30 protein-coding genes are annotated in these 21,900 nt (G+C 65.8%); 15 read left to right on the top strand and 15 right to left on the bottom strand.

Features of this window, described 5'->3' with window-relative positions; translation table 11 throughout:
* Nucleotides 1-11 precede the first annotated feature (11 nt).
* Entirely contained in the window at nt 12-1,343 is a 1,332-nt protein-coding gene (gene trkA / locus P0204_RS06985; protein ID WP_276222849.1) for a Trk system potassium transporter TrkA, read from the top strand.
* Complete coding sequence (locus P0204_RS06980; RefSeq protein ID WP_276222848.1) at nt 1,340-2,917, top strand: TrkH family potassium uptake protein; 1,578 nt, start codon at nt 1,340-1,342, stop codon at nt 2,915-2,917. The genes trkA and P0204_RS06980 overlap by 4 nt, the downstream gene beginning before the upstream one ends.
* On the opposite strand, the gene P0204_RS06975 is transcribed toward P0204_RS06980, so the two are convergent.
* Nucleotides 2,914-4,449: a TrkH family potassium uptake protein gene (locus P0204_RS06975; RefSeq protein WP_276222846.1), complete on the bottom strand. Its 1,536-nt coding sequence runs from the start codon at nt 4,447-4,449 to the stop codon at nt 2,914-2,916. The two genes, P0204_RS06980 and P0204_RS06975, sit on opposite strands and share 4 nt — an antisense overlap.
* Nucleotides 4,450-4,695: 246 nt before the next feature.
* Between P0204_RS06975 and phoU the strand changes: the two genes are divergently transcribed.
* Nucleotides 4,696-5,376, top strand: coding sequence for a phosphate signaling complex protein PhoU (gene phoU, locus P0204_RS06970; RefSeq protein ID WP_276222844.1), 681 nt, complete (start codon nt 4,696-4,698; stop codon nt 5,374-5,376).
* Between the two features lie 15 nt (nt 5,377-5,391).
* Here phoU and P0204_RS06965 read toward each other — a convergent pair whose 3' ends face one another.
* The 3 genes from P0204_RS06965 to P0204_RS06955 form a co-directional block, all read right to left on the bottom strand.
* Nucleotides 5,392-6,735, bottom strand: coding sequence for an alkaline phosphatase family protein (locus P0204_RS06965; protein WP_276222842.1), 1,344 nt, complete (start codon nt 6,733-6,735; stop codon nt 5,392-5,394).
* An 85-nt stretch (nt 6,736-6,820) separates the two neighbouring features.
* Entirely contained in the window at nt 6,821-6,946 is a 126-nt protein-coding gene (locus tag P0204_RS06960) for a hypothetical protein (RefSeq protein ID WP_276222840.1), read from the bottom strand.
* Nucleotides 6,947-7,059: 113 nt separating this feature from the next.
* On the bottom strand, nt 7,060-7,593 hold the full coding sequence (locus P0204_RS06955) for an inorganic diphosphatase (protein WP_276222839.1): 534 nt from the start codon (nt 7,591-7,593) through the stop codon (nt 7,060-7,062).
* A 255-nt stretch (nt 7,594-7,848) separates the two neighbouring features.
* Between P0204_RS06955 and P0204_RS06950 the strand changes: the two genes are divergently transcribed.
* Complete coding sequence (locus P0204_RS06950) at nt 7,849-8,208, top strand: PadR family transcriptional regulator (protein WP_276222838.1); 360 nt, start codon at nt 7,849-7,851, stop codon at nt 8,206-8,208.
* A 2-nt stretch (nt 8,209-8,210) separates the two neighbouring features.
* On the opposite strand, the gene P0204_RS06945 is transcribed toward P0204_RS06950, so the two are convergent.
* The 3 genes from P0204_RS06945 to P0204_RS06935 form a co-directional block, all read right to left on the bottom strand.
* Nucleotides 8,211-8,765: a DUF7108 domain-containing protein gene (locus tag P0204_RS06945; protein WP_276222837.1), complete on the bottom strand. Its 555-nt coding sequence runs from the start codon at nt 8,763-8,765 to the stop codon at nt 8,211-8,213.
* On the bottom strand, nt 8,758-9,351 hold the full coding sequence (gene rnhA / locus P0204_RS06940) for a ribonuclease HI (RefSeq protein WP_276222836.1): 594 nt from the start codon (nt 9,349-9,351) through the stop codon (nt 8,758-8,760). The genes P0204_RS06945 and rnhA overlap by 8 nt, the downstream gene beginning before the upstream one ends.
* Nucleotides 9,352-9,412: 61 nt before the next feature.
* Complete coding sequence (locus tag P0204_RS06935; RefSeq protein WP_276222834.1) at nt 9,413-9,820, bottom strand: hypothetical protein; 408 nt, start codon at nt 9,818-9,820, stop codon at nt 9,413-9,415.
* 96 nt (nt 9,821-9,916) lie between these two features.
* Here P0204_RS06935 and nreA point away from each other — a divergent pair, with 96 nt between their 5' ends.
* The 4 genes from nreA (at nt 9,917) to P0204_RS06915 (ending at nt 11,974) form a co-directional block, all read left to right on the top strand.
* Nucleotides 9,917-11,191 (top strand): DNA repair protein NreA, encoded by a 1,275-nt coding sequence (nreA, locus tag P0204_RS06930; RefSeq protein ID WP_276222832.1) that lies wholly within the window; start codon nt 9,917-9,919, stop codon nt 11,189-11,191.
* 39 nt (nt 11,192-11,230) lie between these two features.
* Nucleotides 11,231-11,401, top strand: coding sequence for a hypothetical protein (locus P0204_RS06925; RefSeq protein WP_276222830.1), 171 nt, complete (start codon nt 11,231-11,233; stop codon nt 11,399-11,401).
* Between the two features lie 142 nt (nt 11,402-11,543).
* Nucleotides 11,544-11,687, top strand: a complete 144-nt coding sequence (locus tag P0204_RS06920) for a hypothetical protein (RefSeq protein ID WP_276222828.1) — start codon at nt 11,544-11,546, stop codon at nt 11,685-11,687.
* Nucleotides 11,688-11,728: 41 nt separating this feature from the next.
* Nucleotides 11,729-11,974, top strand: coding sequence for a hypothetical protein (locus tag P0204_RS06915; RefSeq protein ID WP_276222826.1), 246 nt, complete (start codon nt 11,729-11,731; stop codon nt 11,972-11,974).
* Between the two features lie 9 nt (nt 11,975-11,983).
* Here the strand turns inward: P0204_RS06915 and P0204_RS06910 are convergent, their stop codons facing one another.
* Nucleotides 11,984-12,265, bottom strand: coding sequence for a DUF5789 family protein (locus P0204_RS06910; RefSeq protein WP_276222824.1), 282 nt, complete (start codon nt 12,263-12,265; stop codon nt 11,984-11,986).
* A 111-nt stretch (nt 12,266-12,376) separates the two neighbouring features.
* Between P0204_RS06910 and P0204_RS06905 the strand changes: the two genes are divergently transcribed.
* The 3 genes from P0204_RS06905 to P0204_RS06895 are packed head-to-tail and all read left to right on the top strand — an operon-like array spanning nt 12,377 to nt 14,370.
* Nucleotides 12,377-13,375, top strand: a complete 999-nt coding sequence (locus P0204_RS06905) for a cell division protein CdpA domain-containing protein (protein WP_276222823.1) — start codon at nt 12,377-12,379, stop codon at nt 13,373-13,375.
* A gap of 50 nt (nt 13,376-13,425) precedes the next feature.
* On the top strand, nt 13,426-13,749 hold the full coding sequence (locus tag P0204_RS06900) for a transcription factor S (protein ID WP_276222822.1): 324 nt from the start codon (nt 13,426-13,428) through the stop codon (nt 13,747-13,749).
* Nucleotides 13,750-13,758: 9 nt separating this feature from the next.
* Nucleotides 13,759-14,370 carry a DUF6517 family protein gene (locus tag P0204_RS06895; protein WP_276222821.1) on the top strand — a complete coding sequence of 204 codons (612 nt, stop codon included), beginning with the start codon at nt 13,759-13,761 and terminating at the stop codon, nt 14,368-14,370.
* Here P0204_RS06895 and P0204_RS06890 read toward each other — a convergent pair.
* From P0204_RS06890 to P0204_RS06870, 5 genes are all read right to left on the bottom strand, one after another.
* Nucleotides 14,351-14,755 (bottom strand): hypothetical protein, encoded by a 405-nt coding sequence (locus P0204_RS06890; protein ID WP_276222820.1) that lies wholly within the window; start codon nt 14,753-14,755, stop codon nt 14,351-14,353. The genes P0204_RS06895 and P0204_RS06890 overlap by 20 nt on opposite strands.
* Nucleotides 14,756-14,759: 4 nt before the next feature.
* Nucleotides 14,760-14,966, bottom strand: coding sequence for a hypothetical protein (locus P0204_RS06885; protein WP_276222819.1), 207 nt, complete (start codon nt 14,964-14,966; stop codon nt 14,760-14,762).
* A gap of 46 nt (nt 14,967-15,012) precedes the next feature.
* Entirely contained in the window at nt 15,013-15,735 is a 723-nt protein-coding gene (locus P0204_RS06880) for a methyltransferase domain-containing protein (protein ID WP_276222818.1), read from the bottom strand.
* 1 nt (nt 15,736) lies between these two features.
* Nucleotides 15,737-16,135, bottom strand: a complete 399-nt coding sequence (locus tag P0204_RS06875) for a nascent polypeptide-associated complex protein (RefSeq protein ID WP_276222817.1) — start codon at nt 16,133-16,135, stop codon at nt 15,737-15,739.
* A gap of 70 nt (nt 16,136-16,205) precedes the next feature.
* On the bottom strand, nt 16,206-16,673 hold the full coding sequence (locus P0204_RS06870) for a PUA domain-containing protein (protein ID WP_276222816.1): 468 nt from the start codon (nt 16,671-16,673) through the stop codon (nt 16,206-16,208).
* A 149-nt stretch (nt 16,674-16,822) separates the two neighbouring features.
* On the opposite strand from P0204_RS06870, the gene P0204_RS06865 reads away from it, so the two are divergent.
* The gene (locus P0204_RS06865) at nt 16,823-17,005 is read left to right on the top strand and encodes a DUF8178 family membrane protein (protein WP_276222815.1); all 183 of its coding nucleotides are present in this window, start codon (nt 16,823-16,825) and stop codon (nt 17,003-17,005) included.
* Here the strand turns inward: P0204_RS06865 and P0204_RS06860 are convergent.
* On the bottom strand, nt 17,002-17,499 hold the full coding sequence (locus P0204_RS06860; RefSeq protein WP_276222814.1) for a LabA-like NYN domain-containing protein: 498 nt from the start codon (nt 17,497-17,499) through the stop codon (nt 17,002-17,004). The two genes, P0204_RS06865 and P0204_RS06860, sit on opposite strands and share 4 nt — an antisense overlap.
* A gap of 266 nt (nt 17,500-17,765) precedes the next feature.
* Between P0204_RS06860 and dapA the strand changes: the two genes are divergently transcribed.
* Genes dapA through P0204_RS06845 form a run of 3 tightly spaced genes read left to right on the top strand, consistent with a single transcriptional unit; the run spans nt 17,766 to nt 20,335 of the window.
* Nucleotides 17,766-18,692 carry a 4-hydroxy-tetrahydrodipicolinate synthase gene (gene dapA / locus P0204_RS06855; RefSeq protein WP_276222813.1) on the top strand — a complete coding sequence of 309 codons (927 nt, stop codon included), beginning with the start codon at nt 17,766-17,768 and terminating at the stop codon, nt 18,690-18,692.
* Nucleotides 18,689-19,441, top strand: a complete 753-nt coding sequence (dapB, locus tag P0204_RS06850) for a 4-hydroxy-tetrahydrodipicolinate reductase (protein WP_276222812.1) — start codon at nt 18,689-18,691, stop codon at nt 19,439-19,441. The genes dapA and dapB overlap by 4 nt, the downstream gene beginning before the upstream one ends.
* 54 nt (nt 19,442-19,495) lie before the next feature.
* On the top strand, nt 19,496-20,335 hold the full coding sequence (locus P0204_RS06845) for a 2,3,4,5-tetrahydropyridine-2,6-dicarboxylate N-succinyltransferase (protein ID WP_276222811.1): 840 nt from the start codon (nt 19,496-19,498) through the stop codon (nt 20,333-20,335).
* A gap of 176 nt (nt 20,336-20,511) precedes the next feature.
* On the opposite strand, the gene P0204_RS06840 is transcribed toward P0204_RS06845, so the two are convergent.
* Nucleotides 20,512-21,882: a protein kinase family protein gene (locus tag P0204_RS06840; RefSeq protein WP_276222810.1), complete on the bottom strand. Its 1,371-nt coding sequence runs from the start codon at nt 21,880-21,882 to the stop codon at nt 20,512-20,514.
* Between the last annotated feature and the right edge of the window lie 18 nt (nt 21,883-21,900).

The raw sequence follows: 21,900 nt of genomic DNA, 5'->3' as shown, positions 1-21,900 counted from the left end.
GAGGGTCGCGCGTGTACGTAATCATCGTCGGTGCCGGCGAGGTCGGCTCCGCCATCGCCGAGAGCCTCGCGGACTCGCACGAGGTGGCCGTCGTCGACGTCGACGGCGACCGGGTCGAGAAGTTGATGTACGACGTCGACGTCCTCGGCGTCGAGGGCGACGGTGCGGACTTGGATACGCTCCAAGAGGCCGGAATCGACGGGGCGGACATGGTGATCGCCAGCACAGACAACGACGAGACGAACATCGTCACCTGCGGGACGGCAAAGACCGTCGCGGACGTGTTCACCATCTCCCGGGTCAAGAGCGCCCGGTTCCTCCGGACCTGGGAGCACGCCGAGGGAGCACTCGGCGTCGACCACATGGTCGCGACGAATCTCATGACCGCAGAGACTGTCAGTCGCGTCATCGGGCTCCCCGCGGCAAACGACGTCGAAACCTTCGCTGGCGGCATCGTCCAGATGGCCCAGTTCGAGATCATCCAGAGCAGTCCGGTCACTGGCCAGACCGTCGAGGAGGCCGACCGCTACGAGTCGCTTACCTTCGCCGCGATCATCCGGGACGACGATGTCGTCATCCCCAGCGGGGACACCGTCATCGAGACGGGCGACGACGCCATCGTCATCGGCAGCCGCGACAGCGTCCAGTCGTTTGCACACGACGTATCGCCGGCGCTCGACCGCGCTCGCGACGTACTCATCGTCGGCGGCAGCGACATCGGCTACCACACTGCACGCCTCCTCCAGGAACGCGGACTCAAACCCCGGTTGATCGAGCGCGACCACGAGCGGGCACGGGAACTGGCCGAGCAACTCTCCGGAACGACCGTCCTGGAGAGCGACGCGACAGACCGCGAGTTCCTCGAACGGGAACACGTCGAGGACGTCGACGCCGTCGTCGCGGCCCTCGATAGCGACGAGAAGAACCTGCTCGCCGGACTGCTCGCCAAGCGTCTGGGCGCCGACCGGGCCGTCGCGATCGTCGACGCCGGGGAGTACGTCGAGCTGTTCAAGGAGGTCGGCATCGACGTGGCGATCAACCCCCGAGAGGTCACCGCCGAGGAGATCACCCGGTTCACCCGGGAACACCGTGCGGAAAACGTCGCGATCATCCAGTCCGACCGCGCCGAGGTCCTCGAAATCGAGGTCGACGCCGACAGCGTGCTGGCCGGGCGTCCGATCCGGGAGTCCGTCGGGGACCTCCCGGACGGAGTCGTCATCGGCGCGATCACCCGCGACGGCGAACTGGTCATCCCCCGTGGTGACACTGTCATCGAGCCCGACGATCACGTCGTCGTGTTCGTCGACGCCGCGGCCCTCGACGAGGCCAGCGCGAAACTGTGACTCTCACCAGTACGGGTCCGGGATACGGGGACCTTCGTGTCGATTGGCGGGCCTCCGTTTCGCTGGTCGGGACCGTCGTAAAGTACCTCTCGGTCCCGCTGGTACTCCCGTTGCTCGTCGCGCTGTACTACGGTGACGGGATCACGACGTTCGGTGTCACGATCGTCGTGAGCGTCGTCCTGGGCGTCGCGCTGGAACAGTTCGACGCTGACCCGGATATGGGTGCCCGTGAAGCGTTCCTGATGGTGTCGCTCACGTGGCTGGCCGTCGCGATCGTCGGCACCTTCCCCTACCTGATTGCGGGCTACGGGACCGAGTCGACGCTCGCGAATCCGGTCAACGCCCTCTTCGAGTCGATGTCCGGGTTCACAACGACCGGCGCGACCGTGATGGGTTCGATCGGGTTCGAACGACACTCACACGCCCTGTTGCTGTGGCGCCAACTCACCCAGTGGCTCGGCGGCATGGGGATCGTCGTTCTCGCCGTGGCTATCCTTCCGGAACTCTCCGTGGGTGGTGCCCAACTGATGGACGCGGAGGCACCCGGCCCGGGAATCGAGAAGCTCACGCCACACATCGCCGAGACCGCCCGCGTGCTCTGGCTCGCGTACTTCGGGTTTACGCTGCTGGAGATCGGCCTGTTGTACGGCGCCCACGTGTCGGGGTTCGCGCCGAACATGGGCGTGTACAACGCGGTCGCCCACGGGCTGACGACGCTCCCGACGGGCGGCTTCTCCCCCGAAGCCCGTTCGATCGAAGCGTTCTCCGCGGTCGTCCAGTGGATCGTCATCCCGTTCATGGTCGTCGCCGGCACCAACTTCGCGCTGATCTGGCGCGCACTCAGGGAGGAGCCGCTCTCGCTCCCGGCAGACAGCGAGTTCCGCTTCTATACGGGCGTGATGGCCGCGTTCACGGCCGTCATCGCCGGGCTTCTCTTTGCCGGGGTCGGCGCCGGGCTGGAATCCAGCCCGAGCGGCGTGCCGACCGTTCCGGGCAACGCGGAACGAGCGCTCAGACACGCCACGTTCCAGGTCGTCTCCATCGTGACGACGACCGGCTACGCGTCGATGGATTTCAACACCTGGGGCCAGTCGACGAAGGCCCTTCTGCTGTTTGCGATGTTTCTCGGTGGATCGGCCGGCTCGACCGGCGGTTCGATCAAGGTGATCCGCTGGCTGGTCATCATCAAATCGTTGCGCCGCGAGCTGTTCACGATCGTCCACCCCGAGGCCGTGACGCCGGTCACGCTGGGCGGACGGGCGCTCGACGAGCGGGCGATCCGGGGGATCTACGCGTTCACGTTGCTGTACGTCGTTCTCTTCTTCCTTAGCGTCGTGCTGGTGTTCCTGGATACGGTGCGGGTCGGCTACTCGGTCTCCGTACTGGAGGTCATGTCTGCCGTCGCGGCGACGCTTGGCAACGTCGGTCCGGGCTTCGGTGCTGTCGGTCCGATGAACAGCTACATCGACTTCGCCCCGACCAGTAAAGTGTACCTGATCCTGTTGATGTGGGCCGGCCGGCTGGAGATCCTGCCGGTGTTCGTCCTGTTGACGAGGGCGTACTGGCGGTCCTAACGCCGCCAGAACGTCGGGGTGAACACCGCCAGGACGGTGATGATCTCCAGGCGGCCCGCCCACATCAGCAGGATCATCACGAACTTCGTCGTGTCCGGCAGCATGAGATACGAGCCGAACGGTCCGAGCCGGCCAAACGCGGGGCCGATGTTCCCGATGGCCGCCAGGCTCGCACCGACGGCCTCCAGGGCGGTCAGTTCGATACCGACTCGGGCAGCATCGAGGGCGATGAACACCGCACCAAGTCCGAACAGCAGGAAGTACAGGAGCGTAAAGCCGACGACCCCTCGGATCGCCTTCTCGTCGATCACGTGGCTGCCCAGCCGGATCGGCTGGACGGCTTCGGGATGGGTCACCTGGAACAGCTCGCGGCGCAACGACTTGAGAACGATGAGCCAGCGGATCACCTTGATTCCCCCGCCGGTCGACCCGGCCGACCCCCCGATGAACATGGTGAACAGGAGGACGAGCTGTCCGTGTGTGTCCCACTCGGCGAAGTTACTCGTCGCGTATCCCGTGGAGTTCATCAGCGAGCCGACCTGGAAGGCGGCCTGTCGCAACGCGTTCCAGAAGGTCCCCTGCGTGGTTCCACCGGGCGAGACGGTCGGTGCGGCCCGGAAAAACAGCAGGCCGGTGAGCACGGCTGTCAGGACGGCGATGGCCCCGGCGTAGGCACGGAACTCCCGATCACGGAGCGGCCGTCCCAGGTCGCCGTCGAACAGGTGCCAGAACAGCGCGAAGTTGGTGCCGGCGACGACCATGAACGGGATGACGATCCACTGGACGGCCACCGAGAAGGCAGCGATGCTGTCTGCCCTCGTCGAGAAGCCGCCAGTCGGAAGCGTCGAGAACGCGTGTGCGATGGAAGTGTACAGGTCCATCTCCGGGGCGTAGCCCAGCACGTGCAGGCCGTACAACAGGACCGCGAGCAGGACGGTGAACGCGAAGTACGCCTGCCAGAGGATACGGGCGGTCTCGGCGATCCGGGGCGTGAGTTTCTCCAAGGTGGGACCGGGCGCTTCTTCGCTGACCAGCTGTGCACCGTTGACCGACAGTTCCGGCAGGATCGCGACCATCAGGACGATGATCCCCATGCCGCCGAGCCACTGGGTGAGTTGGCGCCACAGCATCAGCGCGTGGGAGTGGCTGTCGGTACTGATCGAGCCCATCACGGTCGCGCCGGTCGTCGAGATGCCCGACATCGCTTCGAAGAGGGCGTTGACCGGGTCCGCCAGGGTCGACTCGGTCCCGTAGCCGGCCAGGACGTACGGCACCGCGGCGACGACGGCGACGACGAACCACGCGAGTGCGACGAACAGCAGCGCCTCCCGGGACTGGAGGTCTTCGTCCCCGTCGAGCTGTTCCAGCCCGAATCCGAGGCCCACGGCGACGATGATCGAGATCCCGAAGACGACGACGTCCTCGCCGTAGACGATCGCGGTTACCAGCGGAACGAGCATCGCTACCGAGAGGAACTTCACGACCGTTCCGGTCAGTGCGACGCTCTTGTGCCAGTTTACGACAGTATTCATAACGCGTGACGACCCCGCTCGGCCGGGTTGATCCCGGTGGATTCTGTCTGGAACATCAGTTTTCGGCGCTCTCGTCGCGAGTGCCGACCGGACTCGTCGATCGATCGGCCGTGACAGGCGTCACTCGCACACGCGGGACTATTAAAATTGGCAGAGTCACGCCGATCGCTGCGCCGCTGTCGAGGAGTATCGGGAGATATTGAGAGAAGGGAAAGGCTGATACGCGCGTCCGGCACACTCCCGACCATGCCACGCGAATCGTATCAGGAGCGGCTCGAAACCCTCCGTGAGGACGTCCTCTACATGTCCGAAGTCGTCCTCGAACGCTTCCGGCTCGGTCTCAACGCGCTCGAACAGAAAGACGAGGAGCTCGCCTGGGAGGTCATCGACGGCGACGACGAGGTGAACCAACTGTATCTGGATCTCGAACAGGACTGTATCGATCTGCTGGCGCTCCAGCAACCGGTCGCTTCGGATCTCCGGTTTATCGCGGCCTCGTTCAAGATCATCACCGACCTCGAACGGGTCGGCGACCTGGCGACGAACCTCGGCGAGTATTCGATGGACGCCGAGCGCGACGTGTTCCCGGAGGTCGACATCCAGGATATCGGCACGGCCGTCGTCGAGATGATCGAGGACGCGATGGTCGCCTACAGCGAGGAAGACCCCGAGCAGTGTTACGCGATCGCCGAGACCGACGACGTCATCGACGAACAGTGCGAGGACGCCTCGGAGGCGGTCGTCCGCGACCTCATCGAGCGCCAGATCGACGCAGACTCCAGCGAGACCGACATCGAACAGCTGATGGCCGACGTTTCTCGGCTCTTGCTGACGATCCGTGACATCGAGCGCGTCGGCGACCACGCGGTCAACATCGCCGCTCGAACGCTGTACATGGTCGAGAACGACGACGACCTGATCTACTGACCGCGACCGACGCGTCTAGACGAGACTCGTCCCGTCGAACTCGCCGCGGTCGTAGTCGTGGTCCATCAGCGAGAGGACCGTCGGTGCGATGTCGTAGAGGTCGGCGTCGTTGATGCGGGCGTCGTCGTCCTCGACGAGCAGGGTCGCGTTGTCGAAACTGTGCATCCCGTTTCGCGGGCCGACGCCGAAGACGTCCTCGGAACCTTTGAAGCCGGCCTTGAGGTCGAAGCCGTGGTTCGGGACGACGACCAGATCCGGCGCGATGTCCTCGTGGTCGCCGCGGAACGCGTCCTCCTTGGTGACCACGCGATCGGCGACCGGGTTCCCGTCGGGGCCCTCGAGCGCTTCGAGTTTCTCTTTGAGTTCCGAGCGGACCTGTTCGTACTCGTCCTGTGGGACGCTCCCGTTCGGTTCCCGTCCTTCGAGGTTGATGTAGAAGCGACCGGGAATGAGCGAGTACGCTTTCGTGTCGTCGCTGATGTCGCCCAGTTCCGAGTGGTCGTCGTCGTGGAAGTCGAGCCACCCCTCCTGGCGGAGCCACTCGTTGCAGTGGACCTCGTAGTCCAGAGCGGTGAACCCGTGGTCGGAGGCGACGACCATCGTCACGTCGTCGGGGAGCATCTCGCGGAGTTTCCCCAGGTAGTCGTCGACTGTGCTGTAGAAGTTCAGGAACGCCTCCCGGTTGTCCGTCTCCTCGACGTAGTCTTTGAACAGGAAGTGGTTGACCCGGTCGGTGGTCATGAAGACGCCGAAAAAGAGGTCCCAGTCGTCCTGCTGGACGTAGTGTTTGAACGTCTCGAAGCGCTTCTCGACGGTCTCGTGGGCGTCCTCGACGAACTCGGTCTTGTCGTCGTCGTGGCCGAGTTTCGCGTTGACGTCGATCCGGTAGTCCGTCTCTTGGAGACGGTCACGCAGGTCGTCGGGATAGGCCGCCTTGTCGACGCCGGGCGAGAGAAAGCCCGAGACCATCCGTTGGACGTTGCGCTGGGGCGGGAACGTGACGGGGACGTTCAGTACCGTCGCGTCCCGACCGTCCTCGGTGACCCGGTCCCAGAGACGCTCGGCCTGGACGTCCCGGCCCATCGGGACGTAGGTATCGTACGACCCGACCTCGCGGTCCTGGAAGCCGTAGACGCCGGTCTGTCCCGGGTTGACGCCGGTGGTCAGCGACGGCCAGCAGGCGCTGGACTCCGGGGGAACGATGCTGTCGATCGCGCCGCCGCTGCCGTCTGCGGCCAGTTCCGTGAGGTTCGGGAACACGTCCGGATGCTGGTCGATTAGGCTGTACGGTACGCCGTCGATACCGAAAAACGCGACGCGTGGGCCGTCGTCGCCCTTCAAACGGTCGAATAGTCCCATGCCCCTCTTTACTGGTGACGGGGACAAGAAGCTTCTTTTCGCAACAGCGTCGGGAGAAGCGGCAACCTGTACACCGGTGACAGTGTCACTCGCCGGTACCAGCGTTTTCGGGAACGACTGTCAAGTGGTCGATTCCGGGCGGTTCACTGTCTGTCGGCTCCGGAACGACCGTCGGGTGGTCGAGTGCTGCGTCTGTCTGATCGGTCGCCATCACACCGACTACTACCAACCCCTCCCCCTAAAAATTACCCATGCTCATAAATCATCGGCAACACCCGCCGATATTATCGATGAGCATGGCTCGTCGGGAACGGACCGCCCGGCTCAGTCGAACTGCTCGTCGTAGAGGTCCTGCGCGTGCTCGATGGCGTCTTTCGCGGCCTGCTTGTCCTCGAAGCCCTGGGTCTCGACTTCCTTGCCCTCCTCCAGGTTCTTGTAGGTCGCGAAGAACTCGTCGATCTCGTCTAGGGTCTGCTGGGGGATGTCGTCGAGGTCCTCGATGTGATCGTAGCGGGGGTCCTCGATCGGGACAGCGATGACCTTGTCGTCCTGTTCGCCGTCGTCGTCCATCTTCATCAGCGCGACCGGACGGGCTTCGATGATACAGCCGGGGAACGTCTGGTCCTCCACGAGAACGAGGACGTCGAAGGGGTCCTCGTCGTCGTAGTAGCTCTGCGGGATGAAGCCGTAATCGGAGGGGTAGTGGACGTTGCTGTGGAGCACGCGGTCCAGCACGACACCGGGAACCTCCTTGTCGTACTCGTACTTGTTGCGCTCGCCTTTGAGACACTCGACGACGGCGTAGATCTCTTCGGGCGGGTTCGGTCCGGTTTCCAGGTCTTCCCAGAGGTTCGTCATCATCCGCGAGTGTGCCGCGCCGGCAAAAATCACTTTCGTCATCGGTTTACCCTGGGCCACAAGATATTTCCTCAGCCCTCGCAGAGTAATAGCGAGGCGACGGTTCTCGCGATGCCGATACAGCTATGACACCCGTAATTATCCAGTTTCCCGACAAAGGCTTCGTCGTCGTTAGTGTGGCGCTGTCTGGCACATATTCCTTATAGGATGATTGAGTTAACAAGTGTTAAATAGTTTGACGACATGTCTATATCCATGTCAGAGGCACAAACAGTCACTAGCAGTCCGGGCATCGCGAAAGAACTTACCGCTTTCCAACAGAACATCCTCGTCATCCTGTCGGAGGAACCACGGTACGGCCTCGCGATCAAGCGGGAACTCGAATCCTACTACGATGACGAAGTCAACCACGGTCGGCTCTACCCTAACCTCGACGACCTCGTCGAGATGGGGCTCGTCGAGAAGAGCGAACTCGACAAGCGGACCAACCAGTACTCACTGACCGACGAGGGGAAGGAAGCTGTCCTCGACCAGCTCGGATGGGTGTTCTCGAAGTTCGCTACCGACGAGAGCCGTGGGGACGAACTCCACGACCTGGTCGACGCTCAGCGGTAACTTCAGCGTTCGGGCGACCGACTTTCGGCTTTCTCGACGGCTAACTCGACGGACTCCTCGAGCAGCGACCGCTGTCTCTCGGTCGGCCAGGCGTTGCGCCTGAAGTAGTCGGTCTCGAACTCGGCCAGCTCCGCCGGTGTCGCGTCGGCGATCGGTTTGGCGTAGTGGTTGCTCATGAAATCCGCTAGCGCCTGTGCCGTCGCACCGTGGACCTGGCCGTGGTCCTCGGCAACAGCCTCGGCGACCGCTTCGTTCGCGTCGGCGACGTCGGCCCACTCGTTCGGATCGCCGGTCCCCGAGAGCTGGCGTTCCACGCCGCGGTCGATGTCCTCGACACGGCCGGGTCGGATGACGCCGTCCTCGACCCACTCCTGTGGGTGGCAGACGAGGACGTCGCCCGTGTCGTCCTCACGAACGCGAGCGGTGTACTCGTGTGCTGCGAGCAATGTCTCACGGTCGTCTCGGTAGGCCGCCGCCTCGTCCTCGTCGACGGCCTGGCGGGCGAGTCTGGTGAGGCGTTCGGCCTCCTCGATCACGTCGGCTGGCAGTTCAGTCATCGTCGAGTGCGTCGTTGGCTAGTTCGTCGGCCCGTTCGTTTATCTCCCGTGGAACGTGCTCGATCGACCAGTCGTCGAACCGCTGGAGGAGTTCCAGCACTGTCACCCGCTTCTCTCGCAACTCGGGGTCGTTGGTGTCCCACTCGCCGCGTATCTGCTTGACGAGCAGGTCGGCGTCGACGCGGATCTGGACCTCCGAGAAGCCGTAGTCGGCGGCCACCTCCAGAGCGTGTATCAGCGCGTCGTACTCGGCCTGGTTGTTGGTCGCTCGGCCGATGGTCTCGCCGGCCTCGGTGACGATCCCGCTGTCGTCGACGAGTACGTAGCCGATGGCGGCCGGTCCGGGGTTCCCGCGGGAGGCCCCGTCGGAGTACAGGTGGACTCGGCCGCCGTCGTCGCGGAGCACCCCCTCCAGCCGTGCGGTGTCCCCGCCCTGGACGACGACTTTCCCGTCGTAGGCGACCGCAGTCGCACCGCCGTACTCGGCACGCCAGCGCTCGTGGTCGGTGTTACCCGATTCGACGGACACACCTGCGGCTTCGAGTCGCTCGCGTGCAGTCGCCTCGTCGCATTCGATGACCGGCATCGTCTGTGGGTGACCGACCTGTCGGTATAGCGGTTGTGATCGGTCGGAAAACGTCCTGTCGTCAGTTCCCGGACCGACCGGCGATCCGTTCGGCACCGGTGCGGCGGCCTTCCTCCCCACCCATGTACCGTTCGGCCAGCGCCGCCACGCCGGCGAGGGTCAAGACGAGGCTACAGACGAGTTGGATCGTCAGGAACGGATCGAAGTTCGCGAACACGAACGGGGACCCGGCCAGGACGAGCCCACAGACCACTGCGGTGAGTGCGCCGACAGTACTGGCCTGTTTCCCCGAGGAGATCCGGTAGGCCGAGTGGGCGATCGCGAGCGTACCGACCTCACCGAGGAGTACGTTGATGAGCGACTGTTGATGGGATGGCCGGTACACTCCGACGAGTCCGATAATGACGAACCCGAGGAGCGCCGCGATGATCGTCCCCAACTTGAGTACGGTGGTTCTCGTTTCGGACATTATTTATTACACCTGTTGTTACTCGACCCACCTACGTAATAGTTGCTGACGTTCGTGGGGACAGGTTCATAGCGGCCAGGGACCAACGAGCACCGAATGCGCCTCGACGAGTTCATCGACGAGTTCGAGCGCGACGAGGCGGCACAACGGCGTCGCCTGGCCGCCGAGAAGTCCTACGCCATTACGGACCACCTCGAAGACGTCGAGCGACAGGTCCAGGAGGCCGTCCAGGACGACACGCTCGTCGGATCGACGGCCCCGGAGATCTTCGTCGGTCGGTCGGGCTACCCCAACGTCTCGACGGGACTGCTCTCGCCCGTCGAACCCGACGCGGCCGCCGAGGGGTTTGCCACCAGCAGCGACTGGTACGACTCGGGGCTGGGTATCGAGGACGTCCTCCAGCGACGGACGGGACTGCTCAACTCGGCACAGTCGCTCTCGGTCGACTCGGTCCAGCAACGCGGCAGCGCCTACGACGTTTGGGACGGCTTCGTCGGCGTTCAGCGGGAGGTCGCCATCGCCGACCACCCCGTCGACGTGGAGGTCGGGCTCGACGGGACACCCGAGATCGACGTGGGGTTCGACGACGTGCGGACGCCGACCGGCCCGCGGGCTAGCGCGACCGGTGCAGACCTCACGGAGAACCCCCACGTCCCGCGATCGGTCGAGAAGACGCTCTCGGACGACGACTGGGCCGCCGAAGGGGCGATGACCTACCTCTACCGGCGCGGGTTCGACGTCTACGACATCAACACGATCCTCTCGGCGGGCGCGCTGGGCCAGGCCAGCGAACGCTCGCTCGTCCCCACCCGATGGTCGATCACCGCGGTCGACGACACCGTCGGCCAGTATCTCCGGGGGAGCCTGCAGACGGCCGACACCATCGACAAACCCGAGCTCTGGTACAACGAGTACATGGGGAACCGGTACTGGGTGCTGCTCGCGCCCGGCCGCTGGGAGTTCGAACTCGTCGAGATGAAAGCCCCCGAGAGCGTCTGGAACCCCCGGCCCGGGAGCGGCTACTACCTCGCAAGCGCCTACGAGGGCTACGAGGGACGGACCGGCTACGTCGAGGAGACCGCCGGAGCCTACTATGCGGCACGGCTGGCAGCGCTCGAACACCTCCAGGAGCGCGGGCGGCAGGCCAAGTGTCTGGTCCTCCGGGAGATCACCGACGACTACTGGGCACCGGTCGGCGTCTGGCAGGTCCGCGAGGGCGTGCGCAACGCCTTCGAGGGGGAACCGGGCGTCGGACAGTCGTTCCGTGAGACGCTCGACGCGATCACCGATCAGCTTCCGAGCGGCTTGGGGCCGTTGCGACGGAAGTCGGAACTGGTCGCTGGGCTCCAGTCACAGCTCACCGACTTCTGAGGGCACAACGCTGACGACGGTCGGCCTGCAAGCGACGGTATGGTCCCGCTCCTCTTCCCGGGCATCCCCGGTGGTATCGAACTGCTCGTCGTCCTCCTGCTGATGGCGTTCTTGGTCGTGGTCCCCGGCGTTCTCTTCCTGGCTGTATACCTCGTCGGGAAGCGCCGGGGTCGCTCGGAAGCGTCCGAAGCCGGCGACCCGGAGCCGTAGTTCTCTCAGTGACTCCCGGGTCGAAAAGTACCCCACGAGAGTCGAATTGTCCGATTACAGACCTGCTGACGGGCAAACCGGTCCGCTTATCGGTCCCAATCTGTGAGCGCTAGGCGTGTCTCCGGAGCGAACTGGCCCCGATATGTCCGAGCGACTCACCAGCCGTGCCTACGAGATTACCGTCGACGACGGTCGCGATTCTTTCTTCGCGCTCAGTATCGAGGGCGACCACGAGGCCGAGTGGCTGGCCTCTGATACCGTCTGTGCGCTCGAAAACATGCGATAGCTCTCCGAACACTTTACTCGACGGGCCGACCAGATCGCGGCATGGTTCTGCTCGGACAGGCCGGCCCGGGAACCGGCGACCTCGCCGTGATCGCGCTGTTGCTCGTGGCGATGATCGTTCCCGTCGTGATCGTCCTGGGGGTCGCCCTCTTTCTCACTCGCGACGAGTGGACCGGCGACCGGAACGACCACGTCGACAAGGAACTCTCGGCGGATCTGGGCACGGTTGGAACCTCGGAGACCGACGACCGCCAGGCCGAGTCCGACGGCCCGCGCGACGGCGAGTGACCGAGCCGATCACTCGGTCGGGACCGGACCGGTTCCGATGGCGTCCCGGACGGCGGACTCGAACTCGCGGCGATCCGAGAAGTACGGCACGTCGACGGCTTCGAGTACGTCGGCGAGTTCCCGGGGACCGTCCGGAGTACGGATGGTCGTCTCGCCCTCGCGGTCGACGATGGTACTGTGTTCGATACCCCAGGTGAGCCGCGCGGAGACACGGGCCAGCGGCGCACCCTCGACGTCGGGACCCTCGCCGAGTTCGACGGCTGGTTCCTCGTCTTCCTCGTCGTCGCTCATATCTGCACTGTGCCAGTCGGTTCGATTAGTGTTTTCGGTGTCGGTTGCTTCCCCGACCGTCATGCGCGTGTCTGACGGGGTGTTTTGCCGCTTGCGGTGCTAGAGCCCTCTATGACTAGTCTGAATGACGTGTACGACGGGGAGGTCGGACGCGTCGCATCACGCCGCCAACAGGTCGTCGGGATGGGGCTGTTTCTCGCGGGGGCCGCCGGGCTCGTCGCGGCGATCGCGTTCGCGACCACACCGATCGGCCAGCGGTTCGAACTCAGCGAGTACGCGGCCCGGGAGGTCGCCGGAACGGTCGCCGGGCTGGGGTTGCCGGCGGTCATCCTCGGCGTCTTTACCGTGTTGCCCTCCGGCCGTCGGACCCGCGCCGCGGCGGCGTTGGGTACCAGCGTCGCCGTCCTCGGCGTCGCGTTGTTCCGGAGTATCTACCCCTACAACTGGGTCGAGTCGGCGCCGCTTCTGGCACTGGGTGTCAGTATCGTCTACTCGCTCGGCATCCTGGCCGCGTTCTGGGCGCTGTTCGCGGCCGTCGCCACGTTCAAGACGCGCACCGACCCCGGCGGGACCGCACGGATGGAGGTCACCGAGTCGGGGACCATCCGCCTCGTCGAGGACGCAGGGTCGGTCTCGTCGGTGGGCGGTGTCGGCCTCTTCGGTGGAGAGCCGGACGGGGACGTCGAGACCCAGACCAACCAAGCGAGCCAGTCAGCCGCCCGGAGTGACGGGAGCGGGACGACGGAGCACCAGCCGGCGAGCGGCGGTGGCGGGCAGTCTCCGGACCGGCCGGACTCCGGCCCACAGCGCTCGGAACAGCGGACAGGCGAGACACGGCAGTGGGACGACCGCACTGACTCGACCCTCGACAGCGACATCGCACAGGCCGGCCCGGAGTCGACGCCGACCGCAGACGGCGGGACCGAGAGCGTCTCCAGTGATCCGATCACCGACACTGCGGTCCGCCGTGGCGAGCCGGACATCTACTGTGGCAACTGCCGACACTTCCAGTACGTGATGCACGACGACGATATCGTCCCGTACTGTGGGTTCCACGAGAAACTGATGGACGACATGGACGCTTGCTCGGCCTGGACGAACAACGACTAACGCGGAACCCTGGCGTTTAACACGATCCGGCGGTGTAAGGAAGAGCAACAATGAAATTCTGCGACGAATGCGGCTCGATGATGAAGACGGAGGGTGACAGCTGGGTCTGTGGGAGCTGTGGGTACGAGACGGTCCGCGACGAGGCGACCGACCAGCAGGCGGTGACCACCCAGGGCCAGGAGGAGTCCGAGATCGTCGACACCTCCGAGGTCGACGCCGAGGACATGGGTCCGACGACGGGCGCGCGCTGTCCGGAGTGTGGCAACGAACGGGCCTACTACGAGATGAAACAGATCCGGGCCGCAGACGAGTCCGAGACGCGCTTTTTCACCTGCACCGAGTGCGAACACAAGTGGCGCGAGGACGATCACTGAGACAGTACCGTGCCCGACGACGCCGCCTTCCCGACTGTGCCGGACGATGCTCTGGCCGACGGCGGCTGGGAACTGATCGACGAGAGCGTCGAGACGGTGTTCCAACTCTCGGCGGCGAAAGTCGAGGGAGCGACGGAACTGTACGACGACGTACGGACGCGGGAGACGGCGGAGGCGGCGACGGGGATCGACCGCCAGTGGCGGTTCTTCTTCGCGACGCGGCTCTCCTTCCGGCCACCGCTGTCGCCCGGGATCGGCCCGGCGATGATCCTCCCGACGGTCCGATCGGAGGCACAGTCCGCCTTCGCGGACGAACTTCGGGATCGGGGGTTCGAGAACGTCGACCGCGGCCGGACGGAACGCATCCGGGTCGGGACCGGGGACCGCGCTCGCGTCCGGCGATACACGGCCTCTATCCCGCTCGCGGAGACCGACGCGACGCTCGCCATCGAGGGATGGGTCGCCGTCTGGCACGGTGACGGCTTCCGGATCGCAGCCGGTGCGTATCCCGACCGGCCCGTGGCCGACGTCCTCGGCGTGGACTCGGCTGCGGAGGCGCTCGGGCGGTCGGGCCGGGACTACCGGGACGAGCTGTTCGCGCTCATCCGCGCCGTCGAGTGATCGCCGCGAGCAGCGGGCCCTCGGGGACGAGTTCGACCGGTCCCAGACCCAGCCGGCGGGCGAGAGGGCTCGGATCGGCGTCCGATCCCAGGCGAGCGATCGGCACGCCACGGACGCGGAGCTCCGCGGTCAGCCCCACGGACGCCAGCGCGGCGGCGCCGTCCATCGCCCGGTCACCGTACTCCCGTCGCAACGCGAGGAGGGGTCCGAACCCGTCGAGGTCGGCCGCCACCAGGTCGCCGTAGCCGGTCAGCGTGATCGGGCGCCCGTCGACTGTCACGGTGAGGTCGGCGTCGACTCCGAGCGACGGGCGCCCCTCGATGACGTCGAGTAACTCGGCGACCGTCTCGACGGACTCGCCGGGCTGGCGCTTGGATGCCGTCACTGGCTCACTCTTCTTCGCGGGTCGTGATCGTCAGTGTCCCGTCGACGCGCCAGTGAGCGTGGTCGGCGTCCTCGCCGGCCTTGCTGGGGACGTCGACTTCCATGTCCTCGAAGTCGTACGTGATCTGTGCGTTGCGGCCGGTCAGTCGGTCGTAGAGGCTGATCGCGAGTTCGGGCCAGGTCGTCGTCTCGGTGGGTTCTGGGTCGCTCATCTATCCACCTGTACGGACCAGAAGGGTTTGAAACCCCCGCCCGCGGTCAGGGCCGGCGCGCGACGGTGAGATAGCCGGTGTGACCGACCCCACCCGTCGACGGGCGCGAGCCGCGGTCGTCGAAGTCCATCTCCCGCTGGATCGTATCCAGCGTCTCGATGCCGTCGAGACCGACCTCGCGCGCGGCGGCGACCGTCTCGCGGGTGTTCTCGACGAACGGGGAGTAGACCGCCAGGGACCCGCCGCGCGCGAGCAGCGTCGGCGCCCGCTCGACGACTGTCGGTGCGTCTTCGGTGTCCAGTGTCAGCGCGTCGAAGCCGGCGAGGTCGTCTAGATCGTCGGTCACGTCGCCGGTCCTGATCTCGACGGTGTCGGCGACGCCGGCGACGGCCATGTTCTCCCGGGCGACCGCGGCGAAGTCGGCGTCCCGTTCGTAGGTCACCACCTCGGCACCTGCCCGGCCCATGTAGGCGGCGAGGATGCCGGTCCCCGTCCCGGCGTCGAGGACGCGGTCGCCGCCGGAGATACCGGTCTTGCCCAGGACCAACCCCACGTCGCGGGGCATCATCGGCGCGCCGGTCCGTTTGAGGTGGGTAAAGAGGTCCGGCCCGCGCAACGCTCGGACGGTAAAGCCCGTCCCGAGATGCGTCTCGACGACGTCTCCGGGCGCGACGTCTTCGGGGACCTCCAGGATACCCAGGTCGGACTCGAAGCGCTCGCCGGGTTCCAGCAGGTACTCGCGGTCCTCGTGGACGAAGAGGTAGGCCACGTTACTCCAGTTGGTCGACCGCGTCGGCGAGGTCGCCGTCGTTCGCTTCGAGCGCTTCGCGGGCGGTGTCCTCGTCGACGCCGGCGCGCATCGCGACGAGTTCGACGTCGTCGGGATCGACGCCGTCGTCGCCCGTCTCCTCGGTCTCTTCGGCGTCTTCCGCGGTCGCGTCGCTGGTCTCGCCAGCGCCCAGTTCGCGGGATTCGGGTTCACCGACGACTTGGTAGGTCTTTTGGCCCTGCGCTTCCATCAACTGGACCTCCGCGTCGGTGAAGACGAGTTCCTCGTCGGGCGTACGGATAATTACCTCTTCGGCATCGATGTCGTCCATGTCGATGCCCATCTGTTCCATCATCTGTTTCATCTTGCGCGGGTTCATCCCGCCGCCTCCGCCGAACATACCCGAACTGCGCGTTCCGGTCGGAAAAATATAGCGACCCGCCGTCTCGCGAGCGATTCCGCCCGCGGCCTCACCCTTCGATGCCCTGACGGACCTTCACTGCCATCCCGGTCTCGAAGTCGCCCATGCCGTCGCCGGGCAGTTCCGCCCGTCCGACTGCTAGCAGGGTGCCCTCGGCGTGCATCACGAGCACCTCGTCACCGGGGCGCAACTCCGGATCCGCCCGCTGGACGAACTTCGCGAAGACGTTGCGTCCCTCACGGACGAACGGTTCGCTCTCGTCGCCGACGACGACCCGGTGTCGCGGGGCCGCGAAGCCGTCCGCGAGCCGCGTACCGCCGGCCGGCCCGAGCCTGAAGCGGCCGTCGTTCCCGTAGGTCACCACTCGTCCGTCCCCGTCGTGGACCTGGCGCGGCCGGCCAGAGGAGGTGTGGGTCACCTCCAGATCGTCCGCCGGCGTGAACAGCGTCGCCCCGGCGCCCCGGCCGAACTGGTAGTCGGCAGAGCGTCGGAGCCCGCGGAGCTCTCGGTCGGTCATGGTTCCCCTGGACGGGCCGCCGACAACGGTGTTTCGGTCTTCGAGCGTGTGAAGTGCCCACAGTATTCGGGGTATTTATCATGATTTATCGTATAGCCCTCCGGCGGTTTTGGGGAAATTTATACCGGATGAAGCCAAAGAGTATCCACATGGCAACAGACACGCGAAAGGTCGCGCTGGGTGCGCTGCTGCTGATCGTCAGCAGTGCCCTGATTCTCGGCACGGGACAGATATCGCTGAACGTTCCGGTGTACGCGGCAGCCCTCGCCGCGCTCGGACTGGCCGCCGGGGCGCTTCTGGTCGGCACCTCCGAGGACGGCCGCGCCGTCTAGAGGAGGAACCGGTCGGTATCCTCGCTCAGGTCGACGAACATATCGACGGCCTCCTTGAGGTCTTCCGAGGAGGACTCCTCGAAGCCCATCGCCTCGACACGACAGCCTTCGTGACGGAGATACCGACAGAGCCGTGCGAAGTCGCCGTCGCCCGTACAGAGGACGACCGCGTCGTTGTGTTTCGCCAGCGTGACCGCGTCGAGGCTCATCCCCACGTCCCAGTCGGCCTTCTTCGACCCGTCCTGGAATGTCTTGATGTCCTTGATACGGGTCTCGAAGCCGATGTCGTCCAGTGCCTCGAAGAACGTCTCCTCCTCGGGGGAGTCGGCGCGGATGACGTAGGCGATCGCGCGGGTCAGTTCGCGGCCGTCGACGGCACCGTCCAGCAGCGACGAGTAGTCGATGTTCCGCGAGTAGATGCTCTGTGCCGTATGATAGAGGTTCTGCGCGTCCGCGAGGACGGTCACGCGCTGTCCAGAATGAGAAACTGTCATACCGATGGTTGTCCGGCCCGTAAAAATAGGCTTTCGGGCGCGGCGTGCGGGAACACAAGGGCTAAGTTCCTCACGATCTGTCATTCTCTCATGCGACGGCCCACGACCGACCAGTCTGTGACCCTCCCCCGCCAGCGGGCCGTCTCCCTGCCGAAACGCAAACGCACCTTCTAGTGGCTCGTGGCGGGCGTGGCGCACCCGTCCCGGGTCGGTTCCGTGCACCGCCAACCGGACGACATATCCCGACGCGATACGACACCCCAGCAATGACAGCGATCGACTTCCGCGGCGTGTACCCCGCGATGTGCACGCCGTTCCACGGCGACGAGGAGCGCAGTATCGACTACGAGACACTTCAGGAAGACGCCCAGCGACTCGAAGCCGCAGGCGTCGACGGCCTGGTCCCGGTCGGTTCGACCGGCGAGTCGGCCACCATGACCCACGACGAACACATCGACGTGGTCGAGGCGGTCATCGACGCCGTCGACGACGTTCCCGTCATCGCCGGCACCGGCAGCAACAACACCCGCGAGGCGCTCTCACTGTCCCGCCGGGCGGCACAGGCCGGTGCCGACGGACTCCTGTTGATCTCCCCGTACTACAACAAGCCCGAACAGCAGGGACTGATCGACCACTACACCACGATCGCCGACGAGGTCGACTGTCCGCAGATCGTCTACAACGTCCCCTCCCGCACCGGCCGCAACATCGAGGCCGACACCGCGGTCGAACTCGCGAGCCACGAGAACATCGCGGCGTTCAAGGCCGCGAGCGGCGACATGGGACAGATATCGGAGATCGTCGAACGCACGCGCGACGAGGAGTTCGCGGTGTTATCCGGTGACGACGGGATGACCCTGCCGATGCTCTCGGTGGGTGCCCACGGCTGTATCTCCGTAGCCGCGAACGTCGAACCCGAGCGGACCTGTGCGATGGTCGGGGCGGCACTGGCCGAGGATTACGAGCGCGCACGCGCGATCCACCACGAACTCGGCCCGCTGTTCCGCGCGCTGTTCGTCGAGACCAACCCGATCCCCGTCAAGGAGGCCATGCGCATCCGCGGCTACGGCCCGGCACACGTCCGGTCGCCGCTCACCCGTCTCTCCGAGGAACATCTGGACCACCTGCGGGACGTGTTGGCCACCCTCGAAACCGAGGACCTCGAAGACGAGTACGCGGAGGCGGAGCGATGACACGCGTCGCCGTCAACGGTGCGACCGGCCGGATGGGGACGACGGTCATCGAGACGGCTGCCGACCGTGGCCTGGAGGTCGTCGTCGGGTTCGATGTCGAGGCCGGGGAGGTCTCCGGCGTTCCGGTCGTCGAGAGCGACGATATCGCGGCGACGCTCGACGAGTACGAGGTCGACGTGGTTGTCGACTTCTCGATCCCGGCGTCGACGCTCCCGCTGGCGGCGGCCTGTGCCGAGACCGGCACGGCGCTGGTCGTCGGGACGACCGGCTTCGACGAGGACGAGATGGCGAGCCTGAAAGACGCCAGCGAGCGGACGGCGCTGTTGAAGGCCACCAACTTCTCGCAGGGCATCCAGGTCCTCCAGCGACTGGTCGGCGAGGCCGTCGCCACGCTGGACGACTACGATCTGGAACTCATGGAGACCCACCACAACGGGAAGGTCGACGCCCCCTCGGGGACCGCAAACACGCTCCTCGAGACAGTCCAGAAAGAGCGCGACGTCGATCCGGTCTACGGCCGTGAGGGCCACGCGCCCCGCGAGGACGACGAGATCGGCGTCTTCGCCCGCCGGGCCGGCGATATCCGCGGCGAGCACGAACTGATCCTGGCGGGCAACGACGAGGTCCTCTCCTTGTCTCACCGTGCCGAGGATCGGGGCGTGTTCGCCGCCGGCGCACTCGACGCGGCGGACTGGCTCGACGGCCGTGACGCGGGCTGGTACGACTTCGGCGCGGTCGTCGACGCCTGAACGCCGACGATATTCGGGACTGCTAAACCACCGGGGCGGGTACCGACGGGTACGATGCTCGGACAAGACCTCGAACAGAACATCGGGGACCTGTGGACGGCCTACGAAGAGGGTGCGACGATCGAAGACGTCGAACCGTCGCAACTGGACACGCTCGATACCTTCCTGGCGGCGCTGGAAGCCGGTGAGGTACGGGCCGCCGAGAAGGTCGACGGCGAGTGGCAGGCCAACGAATGGGTCAAACGTGGCATCCTGCTGAACTTCGCGTTCCGGGAGACCCGGAGCCGAACCTACGGCGGCGTCGACTACCACGACGTCCTGCCGTTGCGGGACACCGACGACCTCGGCGAGCGTGGCACACGGAACACACCGGACGGGACGACCATCCGCCGCGGCGCGTATCTCGGCGAGGACTGCATCATGATGTCGCCCTCGTTCGTCAACGTCGGTGCCCACGTGGGCGACGGGACGCTGATCGACTCGTGTGACACCGTCGGTTCCTGTGCTCAGATCGGCGAGAACGTCAAACTCGGCGCGAACACGCTGATCGGCGGCGTCCTCGAACCGGTCGAGAGCGCCCCGGTCATCGTGGAGGACGACGTCTCGCTGGGTGCCGGCTGTCGCGTCACCAGCGGCTTCGTCGTCGGCGAGGGGTCGATCGTCGGCGAGAACACGCTGTTGACGCCCCGGATTCCGGTGTACGACCTCGTCGAAGACGAGGTCATCTACGGCGAGCTACCGCCCGAACGGCGCGCGTTCCAGCGGTTCGTCGACTCCTCCGTCGGCGAACACGACCTCTTCGACGGCGGGGCCTACAAGCCCGCCGTCGTGGCGACCGACGTCGAGGAGGAGACGCTGGAAGCGACCGAGAGAGAGGACGCGCTTCGGGAGTAGCGAGGCGCTGAGCGTAGCGAAGCGCCTCGACAGCGATGCGGTGAGCGAAGCGACTCGCGGAGACAGCGAGGCCGACCGTAGGGAGGCCTCGACAAAGCGCAGCGGGGAACGGAGTGACCCGCGAGCAGCGAAGCATCTCGAACCGGAACGCGAACGGAGTGAGCCGTAGCGGGCGTTCAGACCGAACCGGTGAGGTCCCGATAGAACGCGATCGGCGAGCCGTACCGGTCGTCGGGGTCGGGAGCGAGCGCCCGGCGCAACACCGGCTCGACCGCCTGGGAGACGTCACTGACTGGCTGGGGGGTCCGGAGCTGTCCGGTCCGAACGGCGGCCTGCGAGTCCGTGGCCGTCTCCTCGACCGGCGTCGTCTCACAGAGCAGCCAGTAGGCGATCGCGCCGAGTTGGTAGACACTCGTTGTCGGTCTCAACTGCCCGTCGAGCTGTTCCGGTGCGGTGAACGGGCTCCCGTGGTCGACGCCCAGGGCTTCCCGGACGGCCCACTCGATCCCCCAGTTCGAGACCGTCGCTCGCCAGCCGCTGTCGCCGCCTTTCAGGTGGATATTCGCCGGGTAGAGTCCACAGACCAGGAACGACGAGTCGGCGACGGTGGTGACGGCATCGACGACGTCACCGAGAACGTCGAGCCGGACCTGGACCGGGAGGTCGGTCCCGATCTCGGCGAGGGTGTGTTTCCCGACGCGGTAGGCCACCCACGGGGTCGGCGCGGTCCCGGATTCGTGGACCGTCGCCACGTGGGTGCTCTCGTCGACTGTCTCCCAGCGTGAGAGGCGCTCGGAGAAGGCCGGCTGGACGCCCTCGTCGGTACCGTGCTTGCTCGACACCGCCAGGATCTCGGCGCGGGTCCCGCCGTCCCACGGAGTCGCGTACCGGTTGACGACACCGTCGGTGTCGATGAACTCGACTTTGGTCACGTCGGGGATCGACGCGCCCAGTTGTCCCGGGCTCGCGGGACCGACGTAGTCGACCGCCGTCCCGTCGGTGGTCGTCTCGGGAGCCGTCTCCTCGGGATCGTCTTCCGCCTCGGGCGGTGGGACCGACTCGATCGCTTCCTTGCGGAACCGGACTCCCGATCGGGTCACGTCGTGGCGCAGGAACCGGTGCTCCCGCTCCTCGTAGGTCCGGCCCCGACGGTCGTACGCGTGCAGGTGTTTGAAATCGTAGCTCCGCTGGAGTTGCTTGCCGTGCGTTCCGGCGGCTTCCCTGGAGTCGTGGACCGCCATGGCGCAGGTTCCAGCGTCGGGGACGACGGTCCAGGCGTCGACCAGGTCGTCGTACTCGACGACCAGGCACTCGAACAGCGGGTTCCAGTACACTTCGCTGACGCTCCGGGGGCCGTCCCAGCGGACGGCACAGGGGTGTCTGTCGGCGTCCATCTTCGATTTCGCGCTCCGGACGGCGTCGATCTGTTCGCCGTGTGTCGAAAACGTCTCCCCGTCGCGGGCACCCCGGCGGTACTCCTCGACGAGCCACACCCGTCCCTGTTTGACGATCTCCAGTGGTGGCTTCTGTGGCACGTCCGGTGGCATGGCCTGACGAGTGCCGGC

Source organism: Haloarcula halophila (genome assembly GCF_029278565.1).
Lineage (GTDB): Archaea > Halobacteriota > Halobacteria > Halobacteriales > Haloarculaceae > Haloarcula > Haloarcula halophila.
The sequence above is the reverse complement of the archived record's forward strand: the minus strand, read 5'-3'. Positions and strand labels throughout refer to the sequence as shown.

Coding starts and splice junctions, on each gene's coding strand:
- P0204_RS06955 (WP_276222839.1), bottom strand. CDS start 7,593: ATGACGAACCTCTGGGAAGACCTGGAAACCGGACCGAACCCGCCCGAA.
- P0204_RS06870 (WP_276222816.1), bottom strand. CDS start 16,673: ATGACCGACCGAGAGCTCCGCGGGCTCCGACGCTCTGCCGACTACCAG.
- P0204_RS06975 (WP_276222846.1), bottom strand. CDS start 4,449: ATGAATACTGTCGTAAACTGGCACAAGAGCGTCGCACTGACCGGAACG.
- P0204_RS06875 (WP_276222817.1), bottom strand. CDS start 16,135: ATGTTCGGCGGAGGCGGCGGGATGAACCCGCGCAAGATGAAACAGATG.
- P0204_RS06860 (WP_276222814.1), bottom strand. CDS start 17,499: ATGACAGTTTCTCATTCTGGACAGCGCGTGACCGTCCTCGCGGACGCG.
- P0204_RS06945 (WP_276222837.1), bottom strand. CDS start 8,765: ATGACTGAACTGCCAGCCGACGTGATCGAGGAGGCCGAACGCCTCACC.
- P0204_RS06910 (WP_276222824.1), bottom strand. CDS start 12,265: ATGAGCGACGACGAGGAAGACGAGGAACCAGCCGTCGAACTCGGCGAG.
- P0204_RS06965 (WP_276222842.1), bottom strand. CDS start 6,735: ATGGGACTATTCGACCGTTTGAAGGGCGACGACGGCCCACGCGTCGCG.
- P0204_RS06905 (WP_276222823.1), top strand. CDS start 12,377: ATGACTAGTCTGAATGACGTGTACGACGGGGAGGTCGGACGCGTCGCA.
- P0204_RS06865 (WP_276222815.1), top strand. CDS start 16,823: ATGGCAACAGACACGCGAAAGGTCGCGCTGGGTGCGCTGCTGCTGATC.
- nreA (WP_276222832.1), top strand. CDS start 9,917: ATGCGCCTCGACGAGTTCATCGACGAGTTCGAGCGCGACGAGGCGGCA.
- P0204_RS06950 (WP_276222838.1), top strand. CDS start 7,849: ATGTCAGAGGCACAAACAGTCACTAGCAGTCCGGGCATCGCGAAAGAA.
- P0204_RS06915 (WP_276222826.1), top strand. CDS start 11,729: ATGGTTCTGCTCGGACAGGCCGGCCCGGGAACCGGCGACCTCGCCGTG.
- rnhA (WP_276222836.1), bottom strand. CDS start 9,351: ATGCCGGTCATCGAATGCGACGAGGCGACTGCACGCGAGCGACTCGAA.
- P0204_RS06845 (WP_276222811.1), top strand. CDS start 19,496: ATGCTCGGACAAGACCTCGAACAGAACATCGGGGACCTGTGGACGGCC.
- P0204_RS06935 (WP_276222834.1), bottom strand. CDS start 9,820: ATGTCCGAAACGAGAACCACCGTACTCAAGTTGGGGACGATCATCGCG.
- P0204_RS06960 (WP_276222840.1), bottom strand. CDS start 6,946: ATGGCGACCGATCAGACAGACGCAGCACTCGACCACCCGACGGTCGTT.
- dapB (WP_276222812.1), top strand. CDS start 18,689: ATGACACGCGTCGCCGTCAACGGTGCGACCGGCCGGATGGGGACGACG.
- phoU (WP_276222844.1), top strand. CDS start 4,696: ATGCCACGCGAATCGTATCAGGAGCGGCTCGAAACCCTCCGTGAGGAC.
- P0204_RS06900 (WP_276222822.1), top strand. CDS start 13,426: ATGAAATTCTGCGACGAATGCGGCTCGATGATGAAGACGGAGGGTGAC.
- P0204_RS06840 (WP_276222810.1), bottom strand. CDS start 21,882: ATGCCACCGGACGTGCCACAGAAGCCACCACTGGAGATCGTCAAACAG.
- P0204_RS06920 (WP_276222828.1), top strand. CDS start 11,544: ATGTCCGAGCGACTCACCAGCCGTGCCTACGAGATTACCGTCGACGAC.
- P0204_RS06885 (WP_276222819.1), bottom strand. CDS start 14,966: ATGAGCGACCCAGAACCCACCGAGACGACGACCTGGCCCGAACTCGCG.
- dapA (WP_276222813.1), top strand. CDS start 17,766: ATGACAGCGATCGACTTCCGCGGCGTGTACCCCGCGATGTGCACGCCG.
- P0204_RS06925 (WP_276222830.1), top strand. CDS start 11,231: ATGGTCCCGCTCCTCTTCCCGGGCATCCCCGGTGGTATCGAACTGCTC.